The sequence below is a fragment of the Rhodococcus sp. P4_E4 genome, assembly GCF_056401575.1.
In genome coordinates, this window is record NZ_JBFUJB010000038.1 from 1 (window position 1) to 21,106 (window position 21,106).

The 21,106-nt window shown below is 61.8% G+C and carries 5 protein-coding genes; 1 reads left to right on the forward strand and 4 read right to left on the reverse strand.

Going from position 1 to position 21,106, the window contains the following annotated elements:
- Positions 1-282: 282 nt before the first annotated feature.
- The 4 genes from AC1DVN_RS29960 to AC1DVN_RS29975 form a co-directional block, all read right to left on the reverse strand.
- The gene (locus AC1DVN_RS29960) at positions 283-531 is read right to left on the reverse strand and encodes a hypothetical protein (protein ID WP_378668567.1); all 249 of its coding nucleotides are present in this window, start codon (positions 529-531) and stop codon (positions 283-285) included.
- A 671-nt stretch (positions 532-1,202) separates the two neighbouring features.
- Positions 1,203-1,958, reverse strand: a complete 756-nt coding sequence (locus AC1DVN_RS29965; protein WP_477994720.1) for a hypothetical protein — start codon at positions 1,956-1,958, stop codon at positions 1,203-1,205.
- Positions 1,955-2,194 (reverse strand): hypothetical protein, encoded by a 240-nt coding sequence (locus tag AC1DVN_RS29970; protein WP_113684146.1) that lies wholly within the window; start codon positions 2,192-2,194, stop codon positions 1,955-1,957. The genes AC1DVN_RS29965 and AC1DVN_RS29970 overlap by 4 nt, the downstream gene beginning before the upstream one ends.
- A 553-nt stretch (positions 2,195-2,747) precedes the next feature.
- A complete protein-coding gene (locus AC1DVN_RS29975; RefSeq protein WP_477994723.1) occupies positions 2,748-18,941 on the reverse strand; it encodes a non-ribosomal peptide synthetase in 16,194 nt (5,397 codons plus the stop codon).
- Positions 18,942-19,133: 192 nt separating this feature from the next.
- Here AC1DVN_RS29975 and AC1DVN_RS29980 point away from each other — a divergent pair, with 192 nt between their 5' ends.
- Entirely contained in the window at positions 19,134-20,993 is a 1,860-nt protein-coding gene (locus tag AC1DVN_RS29980) for a DUF4012 domain-containing protein (RefSeq protein WP_477994725.1), read from the forward strand.
- Positions 20,994-21,106 lie beyond the last annotated feature (113 nt).

Genomic DNA, 21,106 nt, shown 5'->3' on the forward strand with positions numbered 1-21,106 from the left:
TCCTCTCCTCCGGGGGACCTGACAGTCCACGTCCCCTGCATCTAACATGAACCAAACAGCCCACACAAACGCACGCGCCGCCAATGCCCTCTTGTTAGGGGCACAAAATCGCGCTGATAGCCCTTCCAGTGGGCAATCCGACCTTGTATGGTATCGCCTGGATATGAAGCGCCGCTAAATTATTCGAATTGCCAACCCGCGAACCACCGCACGGTTGAGAACAGCCCGGAGACAACGCTTGTGGAATGCTTGACCCGGGCGTTTACAGCGGATGTGCCGCCCCTACCGCATGAACGCAGGCATGCGCCCAGGTATCGCCCACAGCTCTGCGCCCAATTCCTGCGGGATTGTGAATTCGTTCATCCGAATGACGAGGTTGCGATCGGCAGACGCTCGGGTTACCAACCTGAAGCCTCCATCGAAGCAAAAACCGGGGAGCGGGCGCACCTGTGGGTTGTATTCCAGCACCGAATCGAATTCGCGCAGTATGTCGTAGAAATCTCGCAATGCACCGAGTTGAAATTTACACATGCCGACGCCGCCTGTTGCGATGAAGCGAACATGACTCCGCACACTACGAGCCGGGAAAGAATTGAGATGTTCCGCCTGGACGACCCAGGGCAGAGGATTCATGCCGTCGATTTCCGAACGAAAGAGAGTGCCTCTGACCAGGTATCGCGGTGCCGATTATTGCGATGGACGGAGTCGAGTGCAGTCATTTCAGTTTCACAGCCATGCTGTGGCAACGGTTCGATCTGAGCTAGTTCTTCCTGAGTCCATGAAGAATTCTGTGGTCTCACGACGCCGAAGACCATGTTGTACCAGAAGCGCGTTCTGAGAATCCGTGACATCCATCATGACGATCAGGGTCCTTGCCTCAATTCCTTGATCGGCGGCGTTGGCGCACCGATCGGGGCAGCGCCACTGTTGCGACTGAAAAAACAGTACGTTCGCTTCCGGTGCCAACGGATCCGAGCGGGAACTTCCGCGACGCCTAAACTGGCAGAACACCAGTTAAGAATACCTCCGAGCCAACACAACGAGCCCGGTCACTAGCCGCCAAGTGGGCTCGTCCATCGTTCGCCGTGCACGCTCACACGCAGATGTCGGTAACCCCTGTCGGTTCTGCGGTCCGACCGCGGTGTGCGGGTTGGGCATTTTCAGCACTCGAACTCCTGATTCCCTCGACCGCATGCCGACCCTCAGAGTTGCGTGAACGAATCGACCGACAGGAAGAACCCGGCTCCGTTGGAAGGGTCGGTGTCGGTACAGGTGAGTCCGTCAGTCGCCGATCCGCAGGTGACGGCGATGCCCTGGGTGAGTTCGAAAGTCACCCGCTGCCCGTATCCCAGAGTGTGCGGCGATACGTAGACCTCGCCCTGCGTGACGGTCGCACACGGAAGCGTCCCGCCCTCCAGATACCCGAACAGATCCGCTCTGCCCTGTTCGTCACCAAGACGGATCTTGCACAAACTGTCGGTCATCACCGTGTGCGGCCGACCTCGTGTCTGGCACGCCAACGTCGAACTGGACACCCGACACTGAATTTGGCCACTCGGGGTGCCGAACGAGTATCCCGACCCCTCCACGAATGCCGAGAGCGGCAGTGACGCGGCCTCGGGGGCGGTTTCGATCGGCGGCCGGCCCGAACCGCCATCGACGGTAGCAGCATCCGACTCCGAGGGAGGTGGGCCTGTCCCATCCGACGGGGCGACCGTGGTGATCGAGGTTGCGGGGGCGCCGGCGGGCGAGTCCAACGAGCAACCCGCCACGAGAGCGGTGAGGGCAACAGCTGCGCACACCAGGACTCCGCGCCCTGTGAACGTGAACATCGAGACCTCCAGCCCGCCGGGATTGATACGTGTGCACACCGTGTCGCCGGTTTCCCCCCATTCGTTACCGCCCCGCGCCACCCGGCGTTTATGTCTACGGCGCTGCGTCCAGGATTCGACACTCACCAGCACAGGCTCGAAGCTGTGGCGAGCATGTTGACCACGACAACGGTCGACAACACCACCGACAGCACCGCGAGCACGGCCCCAGTTCCGGTGCGGAGGCGAAGCGCGCACACGACAAAGACCCCGGACCACACGGACAACGTCGCGATCACCAGCCATCCGCCACCGGCCATGTCTCGTTCCGCGGGTCCGTCACAGCTCGTGTCGATCGATCCCCACAGACCGAACAACACCACGACCGCAGCCGCGAGCGTCAGCGGCCACCAAAGCCCGTGTCGACCTCGGACTACGTTTTGTCGAGGCCCCCGGTTCCGAACTTCTGGTGCCGGCCAAAGCTCCCGGGCAGTCGACTCACAAGATCGGGCTCACCAGCACCGAGGACGTGAACGACGAAGTCGGATCGCTGATAGCCATCGCGTATCTACAGAACGGCCGGTAGGACACTAACTCGCCGCCACGCAACCACTCACCGGCACGCTGCACGAAAGTCCCTGTTCTCCTTATCGGAGAACAGGGACTTTCTTCACCGCGGGGGAAGGTCGCTGCGACGTGTCAGCTCAGGCCGAAGATCGCGCCGATGATGGTCCGAGCAGCCTCGAAGAGCGCATCAACGGACGGGACACCGATTTCAGAGCTGATGGAAAAAAGGGAACCCAACATACGATCCTCCGGAGATAGTTTCTGAATGGCTTACTGCCACAAGGAAAATGCTACGGGTTCTACTTGTGGAACGGAAGCATGGGGACCCCGGGTGTGACAACTCCGGACCAAAGTCCCGGCACCGCAGATCTACTGCACCCCAGCATGATTGCTCTCCCCCGCCTCGGATTCGACGCCTTGAGGATTGTCGACGAGGACTTTCGCAACACTCGCCAAAGCCTCCATGCTCGACATTTCCGCGTGAGAGCAGTCGACCAAGTACGGCCGCAGCGGCCCCACCAGTTGGGACCATTTTTCGACCAGGTGACGATGTTCAGGCAGATCATGCTGCGCCACAAACAATTCCACTGAACCGAAATAGCGCCGCGGCGTGTGGTCCCGAACGATTCGCGACAGTTTTTCAACCCGCCCCACCACGGATTCGAGAACCGTATCGGAAAGGAAATCCATACCGGTCTGCCTTCGGATCTCTGCCGCAACGTCTACGAAAGTCAATGCTGCAGTTTCAGTTTCAACCTCAGCTAGTCCGATCTGTGCAAACAGTTCGGAAGGTTTCGGAGCCGCTTGTACCGATGGCATCATCTCCGGCAACAGCGCGTCGAGCATGACAACCGAACCGACCAGATCGCCCGTCTCTTCGAGTTGGCTCGCCATCTCGAGCGCGATCGTTCCACCGGCAGACCAACCCAGTAGATGGTATTCACCCGACGGCTGCACATTCCGTACGGCATCGACATACCCCGACGCCAACTCCGCCACCGTGCCGGGTAGCTCACCTGCACCCGTTGCCTGGATGCCGTACACCCGTCGACCTCCGAGCTGACCGACGAGTCCGACGTAGCACCAGGCAATTCCGCTGACCGGATGCACACAGAACAACGGCGGCCTTACGTCATCAGGATTGCCGCCCAACATGACGATCGTGTCCAGCGGATCCGAATGGAACGAATCACCCTCCACGACGTCGGTATGAACGAGATCCATCCGAGAGGCAAGCTCCGCCACAGTTCGATCGGTGAAAATCCATTGAACCGGGAAATCCCTGTTCAGGGTCTCACGCAAGCGCGAAGCCACTCGAACTGCACCCATGGATGTCCCGCCGAGCTCGAAGAAGTCGTCGTAGCGGCCCACCGATTTCGCGCCGGTCACGCCCTCGAATGCCTGTGCCACTTGACGTTCGGTATCCGAGACGGGTCGATCCACACTCGACCCTACCTGCGGCGAAGGAGCAGGAAGTGCCGCTACGTCTATCTTCCCCGAAGCGAGCAACGGGACCACTCCCATCACCGTCACCGAAGAAGGCAGCAGGTGCTTCGGCAGCAGGCCGGAGACAAACCCGCGAAGCTCCGATTCCGTCACCGAACCGTTTTCCGCCAGCGTTACGTACGACCGGAGTTCAGCGGATCCGTGCCCGTCGTCAGAGACGACGGTAACCGAGAAGATCACTGCTCCATGGCTTGACAGAGCCACGTCGACCTCCGCCGGTTCCACGCGGACACCCCGCACCTTCACCTGTGCGTCGTTGCGCCCCAGGTACTCGAGCGCTCGGTCGTGACGCCTACGACGCACGAGGTCACCCGTGCGATACATCCGAGTTCCCACCGCATAAGGATTGGCAACAAAACGCTCGGCAGTCAGACCCGGGGCGGTGACGTACCCCCGTGCCACATTCTCGCCGGCGAGGAATAGTTCTCCCGCAACGCCATCCGGAACCGGTCGGAGCCTCTGATCGAGAACAAACGCCGTCGTGCCAGGTACCGGGGTGCCGACAGTGACGTCCCCGTCAGTGATCCGCGCGGAAATCGATGCCGCGATCGTTGATTCGGTTGGTCCGTATCCGTTGACGATGCGATGTCGGGGTGACCACGCCGACGCAAGGCGGGCAGAGAGCGGCTCCCCCATCGATTCGACGATCAACGGTTGCACTGCATCCGGATCGACTGTGGCCAGGACCGTTGGCGTCACGATCAGATGTGTGACGTCGGCAGCGCCCAGCAGATTCGTGAGTTCCTCTCCCCCGTAGACGAAGTCAGGAGCCAGAATCAACGTTCCACACCCTGCCGCCGCCAGAAGAATCTCGATCACCGACGCGTCGAAGGTCGACGACGCCAATTGCAGGACTCGGGGGCCACGATCGAGCTCGGCGATCTCGACGTGCGCGGTGTAGACGTTCATGATGCCGCGGTGTGAAACCTCGACACCCTTTGGTCTTCCCGTGGAACCCGACGTGTAGATGACGTAGGCGAGGTTGTCGGGATGAGCCGGCGTTGCCGATACCTCGACAGCCCCACCAGCAGTGCAGGATTCATCCATCGCCACCCACTCGACGGAGTCCGGCAAACTCTCGGATGCACCTCGCGCTGTCAAACCGACAACCGAACCGCACTCCTCGACCATCGTCTGTCGGCGCGCTGTCGGCAGCGCTGGATCGAGCGACAGCCACGCTGCGCCTGCCCGCGCTACCGCCCACAGCGCAACGATCCACAGATGCCCGCGACCGAGCGCAACGGCCACCACGTCATCGGGTCCGATTCCTCGGACCACCAACTCGCGAGTCCAGTGCGACGACTCCTCGTGCAGGTCGCGATAGGTCCAGCGCCTGCCGTTCTCTTCCAGCGCGATGCCGTCGGGTGCCTGCCGCAGCGCGCGTTCGAAAATGTCCGCAATCGTCAGCGGTTCGACGTGTCGAGGATTCGCAGCCGTCAGCGCCGAGCGTTCGAGACCGGACAGCAATTCGATCTCCCCGACCACGATCTCGGGTTCACCTGTCACTGCTTCGGCGATACGTGTCACCCGCTGCATGAACAGTTCCGCCGTCGACGCGCGGAATCTGTCTGTGGCATAAAGCAATCGAATCGTCAGACTGTCACCGGTGTCGACCAGGTCCCACGTCAAGTCGTAACCGGTCGACGACCCTGCCTTGTCGATGTCGAAGACGGTGATGCCGTCGATCTGCGGCACGTCGAGCGCTCGCCGATATGCCAGCATGACTGTGAACAGGGGATGCTCGTTCATCCTGCGCGGTGGATCGACCTTCGCAACTACATCGTCGAACGAGACGTCCGCGTTCGCCATTGCTTCCAGATCGACACGGCGAACCTCGTCCAGGACAGCAGCGAAGCGGTCGGAGGAGTTGATCCTCGTGCGCAATGCGACAGTACCCACCATCATGCCGGCCACGCTCAGCAGCGCCGGATCGTTCCGCAGACTCACAGCTGCTCCCACCACGACGTCGTCCGTGACGCACTCGCGAGCGAGCAGCACGGCAATCACGCTGTGGACAACCATGAATACCGTGACGCCATGCGAACGAGCCAACGCCGACAACGCGTCATAGGTGGCACCATCGAGGACTTCCGTCACCATCTCGTCGGATCGTGAAGACACCGGACTCCGGGGGTTGTCGACGGGTAGAGCCAACACATCCTCGACGCCACCAAGTGCGTTCGACCAGTAGTCGAGTTGCCGATGCGCCACGCTCAGAAGATCCTCCGGATCGCCCAAGCTCTCTCTCGCCCAGAGACTGTAGTCGCCGTAGCTGATCCCCTCAGCGGAGCGATCCCATTCCCTTCCGAGCACCCTCGCCTCGAAGGCTGCCGCGAAATCGGCAAGGATCGGGCCCATCGACGCACCGTCGATTGCGATGTGGTGAACAACCAGTACCAGGACAGTCAATCCTGCAGAATCGGCTCCAGCTTTTTCGCTGAACACACGCACACGGAACGGAACATCTCGTTCGAGGTTGAACGGCACAGTCGCGAAGGCCGAAGCGCTCGCACGGATATCGTCGACGCACTCAGCGGTGAGATCGACTGCAACAGAGTCTATTTCAACCTGTTGTGGACCGAGTTCACCCGGAACAAACACAGTTCGCAACACGGCATGGTGATCGACGACGTCACCGAGGGCGCTGCTCAAAACCGAACGATCGATGTCGTCTGCCAGGACCGCTGCAAACGTCAGGTTGTACGCAGTCGATTCCGGCTGAAGCTGATTGATCAGCCAAAGTCGTTGTTGCGAGGGCGCCAGTGGGGCCGGCATGCCGGAATCACGTCGAGTCAGTTCGCGGCGCTTGCCATCGGACGCGCTCGCCGACAGCCACTGAGACATCGCTCGCGGCGACGGATTGTCGAAGACGGCGCGAACAGGCACATCCCGCGCGAAGATCGAGGCGAGTCGACCTGCCACCGCTGCTGCGGCCAACGAATCACCACCTGATTCGAACAGGTTGTGCAGAGCGCCGAAACTTCCGGACACGTGTTCCGACATGACAGCGGTGACGAGTTCCTCCGAAACCGTCACTGCTGCATCGGGCGCCTGGCTCTCGAACACATGGCGCCGCAACGCATCTGCGTCCAGTTTTCCGTTCGTCGTCAGCGGGATCGACTCCAACACGACCACGCGGCCGGGCATCAGATACGCAGGCAACATCGCGGCCAACTCGATTGTCAGCTGATCCGCCTCCACACCATCGCCAACCGCGCACGCAACGGCGATCTCGTCGACGAGGACAACCGCCGCAGCCTCGACGCCCGTGCACCGCCGCAGAGCTGATTCGATTTCGGCGGGCTCGACGCGGATTCCTCGCACGCTCATCTGACGGTCGGAGCGTCCGACGAATCCGAGCGTGTCATCGGTGCGGCGGTGAACCAGATCACCGGTCCGATAACGGCGGCGTCCACCTGGTGCTGCGACGAACGAGCTGGCGGTGCCGGCGGGATCTCCGGCATAGCCCATTGCAAGCCCGGGCCCGCTGACGTACAACTCACCGATCCCGGCCCACGGCACCGGACGCAGTCGCGTATCCAGTACCTCTGCACCGATTCCGGCGAGCGGAACTCCGATGGTGACCCGATGATCCACCTCGGCGACGGTCGTGACCACCGTGCATTCCGTCGGTCCGTATGCGTTGAGCATTCGCGCGCGGCGACTCCATGCACGCGCGGTGGAAGGTGAGAGCACATCGCCACCGACTGCCACCACCTCCAACGAGTCGAACCGCTCCGGAGACATGGTGTCGAGTACGGCCGGAGTGGACAACATGTGAGTGACGCCGCGTTCTGCGACGAATTCTTCGAGTGCCCTTCCGCCGAAAGCCTCCCGAGGAGCGACCGCCAAGGTAGCCCCGGCGCCGATCGCCAACATCATCTCGAGAATCGCCGCATCGAACGTCGGTTTGTAACCGTGCAGCACAACCGAGTCCGAAGTCACGCCGTACTTCCGGATTGCGTCGTCGGTAAGAAGGCCCAGACCTCGGTGGGTGACTGCAACGCCTTTCGGTTCACCAGTCGACCCGGACGTGTGAACGACGTACGCGACTGAATCCGGATACTGCCGACCGGGAACGGGGCTGCGGTCGGAGAGCACTGTGCGCAGTTGCTTCAGCCGTGCCGGCGGCAGGTCGGGGTCGATCGGCACGAATGCCGCGCCCGTTTTCGAGATCGCCAACATTCGGACCAGGTACGCGATAGTCCGTACCGCCGGAATCTCGTACACGGCACCCGGTCCTGCGCCCCGAGCCACCAGTTCCCAGGCTTGGGCATCCGAGGCAGAGTCGAGTTCGGCATACGTCACCGTGCGCTGCCCGTCGTCGAGAGCAATGTTGTCAGGGAATCGCGCCGCTGTGGCGGCGAAAATCTGGGTCAGCGTCCGGGACGAATCGACCTCGACAGCAGTCCAACTGGGCGCCGCACCCACCGCGAGATCCGAAACGAGTACTGGCACATCCTCGGCCATCGAGGTGAGCACTCTCGACAGTTGTCGAGCAACCGCGTCGGCGCTCGAAGGTTCGAACGCGCTCGCGGCATAGATGAGCGCTCCGGTCAATGATCCGTCGACAGCGGGTGCGAGCGAGACGTGCATGGGGAACTTCGTTGTCGCGGTCTCGATTTCGCGAGCCTCAATCGTGAGACCGGCCACCTCCACGGCAGGGATCGCGAAGTTCTGCAGACCCAGCGCAATCTGGGGAGTTCGTCCGCCGAGCAGCTCACCAACCAATTCGGCAGGAACAGAGCTATTTTCGAATGCTGCCACATCAGCATGGAAAGCTGCACCCAACAGAAGGTCGATCGGCACGTCCCCGTCGATCCGAAGGCGAAGAGGCACCGTATCCACGAACATGCCGACCACGCCGTCGAGCTCAGGCGTACGCCGTCCGTCGACAGCTGTCGCGATCACGACATCGGGATTTCCACTCAGCTTGGCAAGCACCACGGACAACGCCGCATGAACCACCGCAAACAGCGAGACCTTCAATCGATCGGCTCGCGCCTGCAGTGACAAGGTGATGACGGCTGGAATCACGAAGTTCACTCGCTGCGCTACGGAATCCGGCCCGCCATCAGAATGATCCACCGTCAGCGGCGACACAGATGTCACACCGTCGAGCGTTCGGCGCCAGAACTCCTCGACGACAGGGGAAACGTCACGTGCTGCCTCCCACGCGGCAAAATCCCCGTACTGGATCGGCAGCGGAGACCATTGCGGATCCAGTCCAGCTCGTCGCTTGCCGTAAGCGGTCAGCAGGTCGCCGACCACCGTTCGCATCGACACCCCGTCGACTGCGATGTGATGAAAGCTCACTGCCAGAACGTGCCTGACCGGTGACACCTGGAGCAGCATCCAGCGCACCGGCAGGTCTGCCGCTACATCGAAACCGCGCGAGCCGAACTCTCGCAGCAGCACCTCGACCTCGATGTCGGCGACCAGTCGCGTTTCCATTGTCAGGGGGGTCGGAGGATCCACGACCTGAACCGGTGGAGTGCCCGGATACCGGGTTCTGAGGACGTCATGACGGCCGACAAGATCCGTCGCTGCGTGACGCAGCGCGGGCACGTCGAGTTCACCGTCGATCTCGATGCAGATCGGCAGGTTGTACGCACCGCTCGACGTGTTCCGCTGGTTCAGTACCCACATCGCACGCTGGTTCCGTGACAGAGGTGCGGGCGTGGGGTCGCGGCGCGGTTCCAGTCTGACAACATCGGTCGCCGGGCCACTCTGCTCGAGCGAATCGATCCGGGCCGCCAACGCCGCAACGGTTGGATGCTCGAATACGGTCCGGAGCGGAACAACCAGCCCAAGGGAACTACTCAAGAGCGAGGTAACCTCCGCGGCCGACAGCGAGTTGCCGCCGAGCGAGAAGAAGTCTGCGTCGCGGTCGTCCTCATTCCCGCCGAGCACCGAAGTAAAAGCTTTGGCCACAAGGCGTTCTGTGGCAGTGGCCGGCCCCTCTGCACGGGAAGCTTCCAGTGTCGGCGCCGGGAGACGGGCGAAGTCGACCTTGCCGTTCCGCATCGGAAGCGCGTCCTCGATTTCGACGATGACATGCGGAACCATGTACGTCGGAAGGACTTCTGCGACAGCGGCGCGAAGTTGACCCGTGTCAACTCTTTCGGCATCCGAGCTTCGCACGTAGGCGACCAACAGAGGACTTCCCCCCTGGGCCGACCGAACCCCGGCGACGCAGAAATCGACGTTCGCGACAGACTGAATGACTGCCTCGATCTCACCCGGTTCGATCCGGACACCGTTGACCTTCACCTGCACGTCGGTTCGCCCGAGATAATGCAGGCGATACGTATTGCCTTCAGATTTGGGGCTTTCCGGCTTCCACATCACCAGATCGCCGGTCCGGTACATCCGGGCTCCTGAACTGGTTGCCACGAATCGTTCCGCGGTTCGGGCCGGTTGGCCGGCGTAACCGCGCGCGAGCATTCGACCGGAGAGATACAGTTCACCGGCGACTCCCGGCGGCACCGGTTCGAGTCGATCATCGAGCACGACGGCGTCGACCCCGGCCAGTGGATACCCGACGGATCCGTCGTGAGTGTCAGCTGACAGTTGTTCGATCGACAGTGGTTCGGTAGCAAGCGAATACATCGCGGACTCGGCAGGTCCGTATCCGTTGATCACTCTGCGTCCGGCTTGCCAGCGCTTCGCCAACGCACCGCCGAGTCGCTCGCCCCCGAACATCACCGTTGCAAGGTCCGGCAGCGACGGATCGCCGATCGAGGCGACGACAGTAGGTGTGGCGCACAGATGAGTAATTCGCTCGCGCCTCAGTGCTGATGCAAGTCCCGAGCCGAACAGTTGGTCGTCCTTCGCCAGAACGAGCGTCGCCCCGGACGCACTCGCGATGAGCACCTCGAGCAACGTCATGTCGAACCCTGGCGCTCCGCGATGGAATATGCGCGAACCTGGACCAGCCGAGAATCGACGGGGCAGGTCTTCGGCAATTACACCGAGCCCGCCGTTGGTCACCACCACGGCCTTCGGAGTTCCAGTCGTTCCTGACGTGAAAACTACGTAGGCCGCGAGGTTCTCGGCATGCTGTCGCACCCAGTCCGCGTCCTGCTCACCACCGGCGTCGAGGCCGCAGACCGCGCCGTCGCCCAGTGCTTCGAGGACATCGCGTACTCGCGCCTGCGGCTGTTCCGGGTCCATCAATGCCGGAGCTGCACCGACCTTCGCGATCGCCCACAATCGCACGATCGACGCAATGGACCGATCGGCAGTCCAGGCAACGACGTGGTCCACTCCGACTCCCCCGGAACGCAACTCGTCGGCTGCGACGTCCGACTGTGCATCGAGGTCTCGGTAAGTGAGTGTGTTGCCCTCAGCTTCGACCGCCACGGCATCCGGAGCGAATTCGACGCCGTATCGCAGCGTCGAGGCAAGCGTCGTACCGGAACACCGAGGTGCATCGGGCCGGTCGACCGCGCCGTGTGCGGGGACGAGAAGAGCTCGCTCCGCACTCGTCAACAGGTCGATTCGCCCTACCTCGACGTTGGGGTCGACAGACACTTGATTCAGTAGGTGCTCGAACCGACCCGCAAAGCTCGATACCGTCAGATCATCGAATAGATCAGCGTTGTACACGAATTCGAGACCGAGACCGCCCCCGATCCCCTCGTCTGTCACGTTGAGCTGCAGATCGAAATTTGCTTGCCTGACATCGGGCGAGATCTGAGTGACGGACAACCCCGGTATGGACCACGCGGCGGAATGAGTTGTCTGGAACGAGAGCGCCACCTGGAACAACGGATGTCGCGAACGCGATCGCGGTGGGTCGATCAGGTCAACCAGCGATTCGAAGGGCATCTCTGCGTGCGCGAACGCCGCTACGTCTCGCTGACGAACCTGCTCGACCAACCGGCCGAACGACTTCGACGGATCGACTTCGGTCCGAAGAACAATCGTGCCGGCAAACATCCCGACCAGCTCGTCGAGTTCGGGTGTGACGCGTCCGGACACAACAGTGCCGACAGCTACGTCATTGCTGCCGTTGTACCTCGCCAGCAGCGCCGCGAGTGCAGCGTGGACAACCATGAACATGGTTCCGTTGTTCGATCGTGCGAGTGCTTGAAGGCCCGTCCGTACCGAACCCGAGATCTCTGCCCGGCAGCTCGACGCGCGGGCGGACGTCGAACGCGGACGGTCCAGGGGTAGCGTCACCTGCTCGGGAAGGCCTTCGAGAGCCTGCTTCCAGTAGCTGGATACCGTCTCGGGAATCCCCGATTCCCGTTGCCATGCGCTGTAATCGGAGTATTCGAGCGCGAGCGGCGACCACGTCGGAGCTTGCTGGGCCGAGCGAGCGATGTACGCCGCCGTGAAGTCACGTACCAACAATTCGAGCGATCGAGCATCGGCGGCAATGTGATGGACAACAACAGCCAGGATGTACTCGTCAGGCGAAAGCTGGAGAAGTGCCGCACGTACGGGCGGATCCACGGTGACATCGAAGCCCGAACCCACCAGTTCTGCAACACGATTCTCGGTGTCGTCGCCGGCGAGCGCCTCGAGTTGAAACAGCGGCATCGCGTCCTCGGCGTCGAGCACCGTCTGAACCGGACGCTCGCCGACAACCGGGTATACGGTCCGCAGAGTGCGATGACGGTCGATCAGGTCGCGAATTGCCAGTTCGGCTGCAGCTACGTCCAATTCACCCGTCAGGCGTAACACGATCGGAATGTTGTAGCCGGAGGATTCTGTATCCAACTGATTCAGAATCCACATTCGGTGTTGGGGAGCCGACAGCTGCACCTCCGCAGTGCCTGGGCGAGGTACCAAAGTCAGACGAGGTACCAAAGACAACGGAGACGCTTGCCCCGTGCCGATTCGGGCGGCAGCGATGCCGGCGAGCTGATCGACGAATGGGTGCTCGAACACATCGCGGACGTCGAGGTTGCAGCCCAAAGCGGAGTTCAGGCGCGACGAGAGACGGGTGGCGATCAAGGAATTGGCCCCTTGATCGAAGAGATTCCGGACCGGATCTATATGCGGAACTTCCATCAAATCGCTCAGAATGGCTGCAACTGTCTGAGCGAAGAAGTCTCGCGACTGCCGAGACGGCTGCACTTGCGAAGTCGGGTCCGGCAGTGATGCTCGGTCGATCTTGCCGTTGATCGTGACCGGCAATGACGCAAGCGGCATCAAAGCCGACGGGACCATATGTGCGGGCAACAACGAACGAGCAGTCCGCAACACACCGTCGAGGTCGTGTCCGTTCTCAGGGGTGATGTAACCGACCAAAGTCGGCCCACTGTCGAGTTCTCTCACCACCGCCGTGGCCTGCTCCACCGACGTGTGAGCCAACAGCGCGGATTCGACCTCGCCCGGTTCGACGCGGTAACCGCGCAGGGCCATCTGACCGTCGGCGCGGCGAACATATTCGAGTCGACCGGCTCGCCGACGGACCAGATCGCCGCTGCGGTACATCCGCGATCCTTCGAATCCGGGTTCAGACACAAATCGGGAAGACGTCATCCCTGGTTGACCCAAGTAGCCTTCGGCCACCTGCGGACCGGCAACGTACAGTTCGCCGACAGATCCCGGCGGGACGGGCTTCAACGACGCGTCGAGCACGTAGCTGCGAAACCCTGGTAGTGGGGACCCGATCGGCGAGACAGTCTCGTTACCGGAGATGAGATCGAAATTGGTTACATGGACCGTGGTTTCGGTGATTCCGAACATATTGACACCCCGCACGTCCGGGTGCCGATCGAACCAACCCTGCACGCGCCCGACGTCGAGGCGATCGCCGCCGAAAACAATCGTCCGGAGCGGAAGCAGCATTTCCGGCGTAACTTCCGCCAACGCATAGAAGGCGGCCGGGGTCTGATTCAGAACGGTGACTTTCTCCCGCACAATCAGATCCGCGAATCTTTCGGGAGAGCGCGCGACGTCACCGTCTACGATCACCAGGGATCCGCCAGTGGTCAACGCACCCCACATCTCCCAGACCGAGAAGTCGAATGCGTGCGAATGAAACATCGACCACACGTCTTCGTCGCCGAAGTCGAAGATCTCGCGAGTCGAGGCCAGCAGAGCCAACACGTTGTCGTGAGTCACCACCACACCTTTGGGCGCTCCGGTCGATCCGGACGTGTAGATCACGTAGGCGGCGGCCTCCGACTGCGGAACAGGCCAACCGCCCGTCGCGTCAGCCGTCTCGTTCACGAGGATGACAGCTTGCTCGTACCCAACGAACCGCCCAGCTGATTCGTCCGTCGACACAATCGCTTTCGGGCCTGCATCGGCAAGTACGTAGTGGATGCGAGCGTCGGGATACTGCAAGTCGATCGGTACGTACGCAGCGCCCGCGCGAACGACGGCGAAGATGGCTACGACGAGGTCGACCGATCGAGGCAGGGCGACCGCCACGCGATCCCCGACTCCAATTCCTCGATCGATCAAGACGGCGGCAAGGCCCTCCGAACGAACTCGCATCTCTTCATAGGTGACGCGAGTATCGCCACTCGACACCGCGATTGCATTCGGATGCCGGGCTGCGACGGCCCCGAAGAGGTCGGGCAGCGACTGCGCGACAATCGAAGGCCCCGGCACCCAAGCCAGCAGTTCTTCGCGCTCCGCAACGCTGAGAACATCGATGTCGCGCAGCATGATTGACGAGTTCTCGGTAATCGAGTCACATACTCGACGCAGTCGCTCGACCCAGCTCTGTACGGTGCCCGCATCGAACAGATCGGCGGCATATCGGAAAGTGCCGCGAATACCGCTCGCGTCGCCGTTAATCGTACGATCCTCGCGCACAGTCACTTCGAGGTCGAAGCGAGGGTGCGCGGGAGGTAGCGGAGTGCCGTGGGCCGTCAAAGTCCCCACCGCGATCTCGGAATCCGGTGTTACCGGATCGACAGCGAGAACAACTCTGAGGAAGGAATTCTTGTCGCCTGCGGCCCCACCGACCGCGCGGTCGACCACCCAGTCGAACGGGACGTCGGCATTGGACAAAGCTGCCACGTCAGCCTCGCGTACCCGACTCAAGAACTCACCGAAGGTGTCTCCGCCGCGAAGGAGCGTTCGCAGCGCCACGGTCCCGACGAACATACCGACGGCGCCGTCGAACGAAGGGTGTGTTCGGCCGGACGTCGGGGTTCCGATGACCACATCGGACGCACCGGTGATCTTGCTCAGCGCAATCGCAAGGCAGGCGTGCAACACCATGAAGGTTGTGCAGTGATGCGCTCGAGCGATCTCGTTGAGCGCCGCGTGGACGGGCGAGGGCAATTCGAAAGTCACGTCCCGAGCCGACGACGCTTGGTCCGGCCGGCGGGATCTGTCCACGGGAAGCGCAAGAGTCGGATCAACGCCGGCGAGTGCGTCGGACCAGAATTCCAGCTGGCGACCTGCCAAGCTCTGTGGATCCGCAGGATCACCGAGAATGCTTCTGTGCCAAGCGGAATAGTCGCGGTAGTCGAGCGCGGGCGAAGGCCAGATCGGCGACCGTCCGTCGGCGCGAGCGTCGTACGCGGAGATCAGATCAGAAACGATCGTGGCGAACGAAAGGCCGTCCAAGGCTATGTGATGCGCAACTACGGTCAAGCGGTGGTCGGCATCGCTGCCGGAGGTGAGGATCAAACGTAGCGGCGCATCGGTCGCCAGGTCGAAACCTGCCGCAACCAAATCCGCTGACGCAGCCTCGTAATCCTCGGACGGAACCTCGATCAGAGTCACCGGAGTCGCAGTCGCAACCTGGATCGGCCACGTGTCGTGATTCTGTTCGAACGAGAACACCGTACGCAAGACGAGATGGCGATCGGTCAGGTCGGCTACCGCCGCCCTCATCGCCTCTGTATCCAGTGCACCACTGAACGCGACCTCGAACGCAATGTTGTACGCCGACGACTGGGGATCGCGACGGTTGAGCAGCCATAGACGTTGTTGCGCCGGAGCGATTTCGACGGTGACCTCGTCCGAAATCCGCTCGGGCTCCACCACCCATTCCGCCCGGTCCTCACGAATCTTCTGGGCAAGGCGCGCCGGAGTCGGGGCGCCGAACACGTCCCTGACACCAACTCGTCTACCGAGTGCAGAACTCACGCGCGCGGCAACATACACGGCGTCGAGGGAACTACCGCCCCAGGCGAACAAGTCGGAGTGCGGTCCGAGAACTCCGACGCCCAGGACCTCGGCCATCACCGAGGCAATCAATTCCTCGTCGTACTCGATCGGACGGTGCACGGTCGAGTGCTGCTCGGTGACCGCGGACCATGTCGGTTCAGGAAGCGCTGAACGGTCCGTCTTTCCATGGCTCGTGACGGGCAACGCTGCCAGAATCGTCACCGAACCCGGAAGCATGGAACGCGGAAGTAGTGAAGCCAGATGTTCGTGGACCGCCTTCTGACTCAATAGATGAGCAGTGCCGTCCCCACCTTCGGCCGCAGTCACGTACGCCGCAAGCGACCCGGATCGCTCGACCACCGCTGCTTGCGCAACACCGGGAGTCGACAGGAGCACAGCCTCGATCTCGCCTAGTTCGACGCGTACTCCACGGATCTTGACTTGTTGATCAGAGCGGCCCAAGAACTCGAGCTGACCGGCATCGTTCCATCGCACGACGTCGCCGGTGCGGTACATGCGCTCGCCGGCACCAGTGGCACCAAAGGGTGCCGCTACGAAACGCTCCGAGGTCAGCGTCGGGGAAAGGTACCCGCGCGCCAGTCCTGCTCCCATCACGTACAGCTCACCCACGGCGCCGACCGGAGTCGGACGCAACCACGAATCCAACACCAGAGCGGCAACGCCGTCGATCGGACGCCCGATCGGAGTATCACCGCCAGGCTCCAGCGGCTCGCTCATGAATGCCGCGACGGTCGCTTCACTGGGTCCGTACGAATTCACGATTTCGACATGACTCGACCACACATCCACGAGCGCCACCGGCGGTCGCTCGCCACCGACGTTCAACACCCGAAGATCCGGCAGTTTCCGAGGATCCATTGTCAGCGGAACCGATGGTGTCGAGATCAGGTGCGTGACACCCTCGAGCCGCAGATAGTCTTCGAGGTCCACTCCGCCGATCAATCCGGGAGGAACGATCACGGCGGTCGCGCCGCAGCCGTGAGCAACCAGAATCTCGAGGATCGCCACGTCGAACGAGGTAGTTGCCAAGAGCGCGACGCGGGAGGAACTATCGATGTTCAGTCGCCGTGCGTGAGAACGCAGCAACGGCGCAATGCCTCGATGCGTGACCGCGACGCCCTTCGGTCGTCCGGTCGACCCCGACGTGTAGACCACGTAGGCGGTGTCGTCCAGAGACAGGTCGGCGATAGATGAACCCGCCCCCACACGTCGATTCACCGGCCCTTCGACGGTCTCGTCTTCCCTGGGGTCGACGACGCAGACCCAAGCCGGCACGTTCACGAGTTCGCCACCGATCACAACGGACACGTCGGCGTCGTCGAGAATGAAAGCGACACGCTCGGAGGGTGTTTGAGGATCCACGAAAAGAAGGGCAGCACCAGCCCGCGCTACTGCATGAAATGCAACTACGGAATCGGTCGAGCGCTCGGTGAGGATCCCGACGACGTCACCTCGTTCGACGCCGTTCTCCACGAGCAAGGCGCACAGTGCATCCGCGCGAGCGCCGAGCTGGTCGTAAGTGACGTCCACACCTTGCTCGCGGATCGCGACGGCGCTCCCCTGCCATGCGCCGCCTCTGACGACCGAATCGAGCGTCGCGAATCCGTCCGTCCGCGGACCTAGCGCGGGGACCAGATCCTTCACTTCGTCCGTCGAGAGGATGCGGAGGTCACCGAGCGCACGGGTAGCCGAGTCGAGGAATCCCTCGAGTAACCGAACGAACTGACGATGATGCATCGCCAGGTCACGTTCGCTGTACAGGCGTGGATTGGCTTCGAAGGACAGGCGAACGTTCTCCCCCGCGATCGACGGATAAATGCTGAAGAACAGATCTTCGGTGGGTCCGGATGTGAGGACGTGAAATTCGCCGACGACGTCGCCAAGCCGAATCGCTTCGTGAAACATCATGACGTTCACGGCCGGGCCCGCCGCCTCACGGGATCCGCCCTGACCCTCCTGGAAGCCCATGTCCTCGTAGCGGAATCGCTGGTGGCGTAGTGCACCGGTCATCTGAACCGAGATCAGACGCACCAGTTCTTGTGGCGACAGATCCCGTTCGATTTGCGCACGAACAGGCACGATGTTGGACAGCATCCCACCTGAACGTTTCGACGTCGCCGTGGTGCGGCCGGACACCGGCAAGCTGAGGACTACGTCATCGGAATCAGTCATGCGACCGAGATAGGACGCGAATGCACCGACGAGGACCGCCACCTCGGACGTAGTCCACTCGGTCGCGACATCCGAAAGCTGTTTTGCAAGAGTTGGATTCAGTGTCCGCACCATCATGCGCTGCGGCATGGACGTCAGGCCGGCGCCGTCGGCGAGGCGAACCGGGCGGGGCAGGCCTTCGGACATCTGCGTCCAGTACTGCTTGTCCGATCGATACCGCGACGAGGATCGGTAGTCGACGTCGAGGTCATGCAGTGCACGTACCCCGAGACCACCGAAAGGAGTCAGCGTCTTGCCATGAACCAGATGCGAATAGCGCTCGGCCACCCGCGCGGTGAGTGTCATCGCCGCATGTCCGTCGAGCACAAGATGATGGGCGTGCGAGTACCAGAAATAGTGATCATCTGCCAGATGAAGCAAAGTCGCCGAGATCAGGCGGTCAGACATCACGTCAAGTGGCCGTGAGTATTCCGCAGTCATCCACTCGTTCGCGCGCTGAACCGGGTCGTCGTCGCTGCGTAAGTCGAGGTATGCGAGATCGTCGACGATCGAGTGATCGACAATCTGCGCCGGCTCGGCATCAGTGGCGACGAGGCGAACGAACGGCGACTCCAATTCATGACATGCCGTGTTCGTTGCGGCGATCAGAGCGTCGACGTCAACCGGTCCTCGTAGCTCCACGTACTGAGCCACCACGAACGGAGTTGACGGACTCAGTTGCTGCGCAAACCACAGCGCGAGCTGAGCCCGAGACAACGGAAAAGCACTCAACCCGTCACCTCACATTTCACCAGCCTTGTTTTTCACGAACATTCGATGGCTGATCACGTGAATCCATGGGAGCGAACACCACGAACGGCCGAACCGAACCCTACTGTCTCGTCTAAGTTTTCACCACTGGGCCAACACTGCTAGACATGTCGACGCAGCTTTCACGCACTCAAACGTCAGGAGCTTCAGCGGATGAACAACGACACGGTGGGACCAAAGTCCGACGACGATTCCGGGGCTGAACCGAGCGGCTCCAACACCATCCCACCGAGGGGCCCGGAGCGCGAACCGAAGAGGACGGCCACACTGCCGGGAGGCCGTCGAACTGCACTCGCAATCACGGGAACGGCACTGGTGGTGGGCGGTTTCGTGGCCTGGCTCGGGTACACGGCATACGAGGCGAAAGACAACCTTGAAGCAGCTCGCGACCATGCACAATCGGCGAAGAGTGCACTTCTGGCCGGGGATACCGGGGTCGCAGAGTCCGCCGCGGCGGAAGCCGATCGAAATGCATCCGCAGCGTACGACAACACCCATTCACTCCCCTGGAACATCGCCGCCGCAATTCCGGTCATCGGGTCGCCCTTCGACACGACGCGTCAGATGACCGAGGTCGTTCAGGGACTCACGCGTGACGTTCTCGGTCCCGCTGTCACTGTCGGAACTTCACTCGCACCAACGGAATTGGTGCAGCCTGGTGGACGCTTGGCACTCGCACCGTTACGCGAAGCGGAACCGAAATTGGACGAAACAGCTATCGCCGCGGAATTGCTGTCGTCGCAGGCACAGGAAGTTCGCGAATCGAAGTACCTGGGCCGAGTTAACGATGCCAGAGCAGAATTGCAGTCGCAGACAAGCGAACTGGCTACCCTCCTGACGAACACCGCCACCGCGGCGCGCATCGCACCCGCGATGCTCGGCACCGACGGACCGCGCAATTACTTCATCGGTTTCCAGACCAATGCCGAAGCCCGAGGAACCGGCGGCCTGTTGGGTGGATACGGCATCGTCCGAGTCGACAACGGCGCCGCTCGGGTGGACACGCTCTCCCCCAACTCCGAACTAACACTGGATAATCAACCGATAGACCTTGGTCCTGACTTCAACCAGCTCTACGGAACCAGTCGCCCGACCACCGATTCTCGCAACAGCAACCTCAGCTCGCACTTTCCCTACGCAGCGCAGATCTGGCAGTCCCTGTGGTCACAGGAGTCCGGGGGTGAGATGGTCGACGGTGCGATAGCGACCGATCCGATCGCCCTGAGTTACATCCTCGAAGCGGTGGGACCGATCAAGATGCCCGACGGAGAGTCGGTCACCGCCGACAACGTCGTGGAACTGACCGAGTCGACTGCGTACGCTCGCTTCCCTTCCGACAACAAGGCACGAAAGCAGTATCTGCAGACAATCGCAGCTCGTGTCGTGGAGAAGATGACCGGGAACATCAAGTCGCCGAGCGCACTGCTGGAAGCTCTGGGCAAGGGCGTCAGCGAGGGCAGAATCGCCGTGTGGAGCTCTCACCCCGACGAACAATCGGTTCTCGCCGACACCGTCCTCGGGCACACCATTCCCGATGATGCCGCTCCGTACGCCGGTGTGGTGATCAACAACCAAGCCGGCAACAAGCTCGACTACTACCTCACACGAGAAATCGCCTACACAGCCCAGACGTGCACCGGCGACACCCGAAAGACAACGGTCACCGTTCGACTGACAAACAACGCGCCCGACGCCGACCTGACCGAATATGTCAGCGGGATCGTCGACAACCCCGGACGACTACCCAAGGGCACCAACGTGGCTGCAGTCACACTGCTGGCAACGACCGGCGCCAAACTCGACGCAGTCTCCGTGGGCGGGCAGATTTCGTTTGCCGTCAACGGAACCGAACAGGGCCACCCGGCATTCATGACAAGGGCCGTCATTCCGCGAGGGCAGACCGTAGAGCTGAAGTTCGATCTGACCGAGCCAACAGCCGAGGGCGAAGCCCGTGTCCCTGTCCAGCCGCTGGTCGACGAGCCGAAGATCACGGTCGACGTGCCTACCTGCTGAGCCTGACCGGCAAACGCCGACGGATCCCCCTGTCATGTCGGCGTTTGCCGCCTCGTGAACTTTCAAGAGATTTGAAACTTTGGCAAAGGCTAGCCTATGCTTCCTGATGCGCC

What these genes read in the sequence shown, in the direction of transcription:
- AC1DVN_RS29960 (WP_378668567.1), bottom strand. Translation starts at nt 531, where the DNA reads ATGTGTAAATTTCAACTCGGTGCATTGCGAGATTTCTACGACATACTG.
- AC1DVN_RS29980 (WP_477994725.1), top strand. Translation starts at nt 19,134, where the DNA reads ATGAACAACGACACGGTGGGACCAAAGTCCGACGACGATTCCGGGGCT.